Origin of the sequence: Neobacillus drentensis, from assembly GCF_036966985.1 — a bacterium.
Classification (GTDB): domain Bacteria; phylum Bacillota; class Bacilli; order Bacillales; family Cytobacillaceae; genus Neobacillus; species Neobacillus drentensis_E.
Genome location: NZ_JBALSN010000109.1, coordinates 4,248 through 8,456 on the forward strand (window position 1 = coordinate 4,248; position 4,209 = coordinate 8,456).

General features: G+C 37.1%; 4 protein-coding genes. All 4 read right to left on the reverse strand.

What is annotated here, in order from left to right; translation table 11 throughout:
• Positions 1–1,910 (reverse strand): heme lyase CcmF/NrfE family subunit (locus V7659_RS07640; RefSeq protein WP_335539181.1); only part of this gene is annotated, 1,910 nt, incomplete at its 3' end.
• A 25-nt stretch (positions 1,911–1,935) separates the two neighbouring features.
• On the reverse strand, positions 1,936–2,388 hold the full coding sequence (locus V7659_RS07645) for a cytochrome c maturation protein CcmE (protein WP_335539182.1): 453 nt from the start codon (positions 2,386–2,388) through the stop codon (positions 1,936–1,938).
• Positions 2,389–2,404: 16 nt separating this feature from the next.
• The gene (locus V7659_RS07650) at positions 2,405–3,457 is read right to left on the reverse strand and encodes a hypothetical protein (protein ID WP_335539183.1); all 1,053 of its coding nucleotides are present in this window, start codon (positions 3,455–3,457) and stop codon (positions 2,405–2,407) included.
• Between the two features lie 240 nt (positions 3,458–3,697).
• A partial coding sequence (locus V7659_RS07655; protein WP_335539187.1) for a c-type cytochrome occupies positions 3,698–4,209 on the reverse strand: 512 nt, incomplete at its 5' end.

Genomic DNA, 4,209 nt, shown 5'->3' on the forward strand with positions numbered 1-4,209 from the left:
AGTGCACCAATAACAATCATGAAAGATCCAATCCATAACCAATTCATCATTGGATTAACTTTTACAACAAAGGTAGCTTTTCCATCGTCTTCCCATGCACTCAAGACGATGTATAAGTCTTCCTTAAGTGAAGAAATAATGGCAACTTCAGAAGATGGCTGTTCCCAGTTCCCATAAAACACCTTTTCAGGCTGATATGTGCCCAGCTTTTTACCATTTTTAAATACAGTTACATCGGCATAAACGATGTCATTAATTCCTTCTTTTTTCTGATCAAGCCGATCATAGTTGATTCGATAATCTTTTAATTCAATTGACTTTCCTAAATCAACTGTTTTCATAGTTTGTAAATCATAATTCTGAGAACCTATAATCCCCATCGTTATAAAGGCAATTCCAAGGTGAACGATATATCCGCCATATCTGCGCCGATTTCGAATCATTAAACGATAGAGGGCCACTAGTGGAGATTCCTTGGTCATCTTTCTTCTAGCTTTCACACCTCTATAAAACTCTAAGAAATGGGTAATTAATAATAGACTGATAACTCCATAACCAATGACTGCCCAGGCCTTTTGAATTCCTAAAACTACCATTAAAATCATCGCTAGGATCGCAAGGATAGCTGGAATCATAAAGTTTTTCCTAAGATTTTTTACGGTAGATTTTTGCCAAGCAAGCAACGGACAAACCGCCATGATGAACATCATTGATAATAGAATCGGTGCTTCAACCTTATTAAAGAATGGAAGTCCAACCGTAACTTTTGTACCTCGTACAGCTTCCGATACTAAAGGGAAAATGGTTCCCCAAAATACAGCAAAGGCGGCTCCAACAAGTAATAAATTATTGATTAAGAAGCTGCTTTCTTTAGAAACAAAGGAGTTAAATTCACCTGCACTCCTTTTAAGGAGGTTGTATCGGCTCATCAATACATAAAGCGCTCCAATGACCGCCACACCCATAAAGATTAAGAAGTATAATCCTAGGTTTGAATTGGCGAAGGCATGGACAGATGTCAATACCCCGCTTCGTACAAGGAATGTACCGAATAAAGTAAGTGCATAGGAAACAATGATTAAGCTAATATTCCATATCTTTAACATGTTTTTTCGTTCTTGAATCATAACCGAGTGCAGGAATGCAGTCGCCGTTAACCACGGCATAAAGGAAGCATTTTCAACTGGATCCCACGCCCAGTATCCGCCCCATCCAAGTTCAACATAAGCCCATTGCCCGCCAAAAATATTACCTAGACTTAAAAATAACCAAGCAATGATCGTCCAGCGTCTTGTCATTTTAATCCAGAAATCATCAACATTTTTTAAGATTAGTGCAGCCATTGCAAAGGCAAATGGGATGGCAAGACCAACATATCCTAAGTAAAGTGTGACTGGATGAATAATCATACCAGGGTTTTGAAGCATTGGATTTAAACCTTTACCTTCGATTGGAATCTCCTCTAATAGAATGAAAGGTTTTGCTACAAAGCCTAGAATAAAGAAGAAGAAAACCGCATTTGCAAGTAAGATGGCAGAAATGTATGGAACCATTGGGTTTCCTTTTAACTTCCGTGAGAAAGCAATCATAAAGGTGTAAAGAGTTAGGAAAAACGTCCACAATAACAACGAACCGGCATTTCCAGCCCATAGTGCGGTGAGTTTATAGATGATAGGGAGTTCACTGCTTGTGTAATCATGAACATATTCATATTGAAATTGAGATGTTGCTAAAAGGTAGAATAATGTTAGCATTGCAAGTGATGAACAAACTAATAATGCAATTAATCCACCTTTACCACTGTTAACGAACTTTTGATTTTTTGTGCTAATTCCCAACGTCATAATAAGGAGAGAATAAATCGCAATGGCTAAGCCTATATAAATTGTTGCGTTGGCAAATAAATACATTTCGTCACCTTCTTAAGTTAGCCTGTTATTTTTCTTTCGGTGTTTTATTTAACTTATCTTTATGTGTTTCTGGATCGTAATCTTTGATGTCTTTTCCTTCGTATTTAGAGGGGCATCTTGTTTTAACTGTCTCTGCAACGAATGTGTTCTTTTTAGTTGGTGCCCCTTGGAGGATTGTGATGACACCTTCTGCGAAATTATCCGGCTTAGTTCCATTGTGAATGACGTGCATAACATTACCGTCGTTATCTTTCACATCAAATTTCAATTCAATTTTGTTTGCATCCCATTTAATCGAGTCTTCTATTAGTAAACCCTCAACCGTAACAAAATCATCTTTATGTTGTTCTTGAGTAGCCAAAAGCTCCTTCATTGTTAACTCAACACCACTTGATCCAGGAGTTGCTGCCATCAGTAGGAAAACAATGGCTCCCGCAATAATAAACCCACCCAGCATGACAATTGTATTTTTTTTCATTTTACTCATCACCTCATTAGATTAATTTTTTCATTTCCTCTTCGTACATTTCCTGATCAATCTTTCCTGTTAACAGCTTTTTGCGTAATTCTTTCTTTTCCTCAGAATTTGCGATTTTGTTGTCCTTTTTTGCCGTTTGAGTTTGTTTCTTTGGTTGTGTTTTAGTTTGTTTGCTAACCTTGGACGCTGATTGCGTATTTCCTTTAAAGCCTATGAACACAAAGAGACCTGCTATAACAATCGCAATCCCAATGATTGCTGCACCACCAAGTCCGATAATAGGACGTTTGGAAGTATTGGATGTTCCACCATTTTTAACAACTTGATCTGTTGCAGTTACACCACTATGGTTTTCATCGTTTGGAGGCTGCTGTTTGTTTATAGCCTCCATCGTAGACTCCGTACCATCTTTTTTATATGAGAAGGAGTATTTCAAGCCTGCATCAGCTTTTACATTTTTGTATTGGTAGTAATAAAGCTCTTCTCCATATTCATTTTTCGAATTGTTCTCTGCCTTTGGCTCAATTTTAATTTCTTTAGCATCCATGGGAGCATAAAAAATCACATCTAAAAGATCGATATTAGCTTTATTTTTAAGCTCATATGTAAAAGTCTTGTTGTCCTTCACATTGATCGACTTAGTATAGTACTCAATAACAAATTCGTAAGTTTCGTTATTCTTAATCGCCTTAGCTGGCTTCCAAATAATGATTCCGTTTTCTTTATCGACATCATATGGGCGCTGTACTTCAGGCTTATCTTTCTCCGGGAATTCTGCTACCAAGAAGGCTTCAAAGCCTTTTTCCATTGCTGGAACGGCAATCTCAATCTTCCCATCATAATCTTGACCGCTTTTATTAGTAATGGTTCCATATTGACCAATTAATAAGGACGGAATATCACGTGACCAACCTTCGGGATAATCAAACTCTGGCATTACTTGTACCTGCATTTCCTTAAAAGGAAATTTTTCTGCCTGAAAGGCTGTTTCAGCACTAGCCTTCGGGATGATGAAATTCGTTAAAAATGATGCGATTACGAATAATGCCAACCACTTTTTCTTTAGCATCTTAATCCTCCTTGACTTGAAGAAAATACTATTTTTTACTATAGTCCTCTTTGAAATAAATATAATCTTTATCCGTTCTTATTTGTTGAATCACTCTTGAACATTTTGTTAAAGGATATAAATCGTTGCGTTTTCGTCAAAAAACCACCACAAAATGTTCACATTTGGCCAATCATCAAAAAAAGACCTGAATCCAATTGATAGATTCAGGTCTTACAACTTTATTCCTTATTCCATTTATTACTTCTCCAAAGATCGGATATAAGTAACAATATCGTTAATATCCTTTTCTTTAAGTTGACGTGCACCTTCTAGACCTTTTAAAGAAGGTCCCATTCGTGTTTCTTCACGCCCATATGCTGCATCAATCCAAATTTGTTTATCAGTGGTATATTTCAAATATTGTGGATTTGAAAGTGCCGTTCCCATTTTCTCCTTACCAATACCAGCTTCACCATGGCAGTTAAGGCAATATAAGTTAAATTGCGCCTTCCCACGCTCAGGATCCCCAGAAATTGTTTTTGGGACATCAAATTCTATTTCCTTTGTTTGCCAGTCTCTTATAAAAGCAACAAGATTATTTAATTCCTTGTCTGATAGTCTTGGACCGTAGGCAGGCATAACTGTGCCATCTCTTCCATACTTCACATAATGATACAGGTCTTTATCGGATACATTGCTTAAAAAATTCTGGCTATTTATAGCCGTCCCAGTTTTTGAGCCTTCACCTTTTCCTGTCTCACCGTGACATG

Bases quoted from the DNA above. Each gene is read 5' to 3' on its own strand.
- V7659_RS07645 (WP_335539182.1), bottom strand. From the start codon at position 2,388: ATGAAAAAAAATACAATTGTCATGCTGGGTGGGTTTATTATTGCGGGA.
- V7659_RS07650 (WP_335539183.1), bottom strand. From the start codon at position 3,457: ATGCTAAAGAAAAAGTGGTTGGCATTATTCGTAATCGCATCATTTTTA.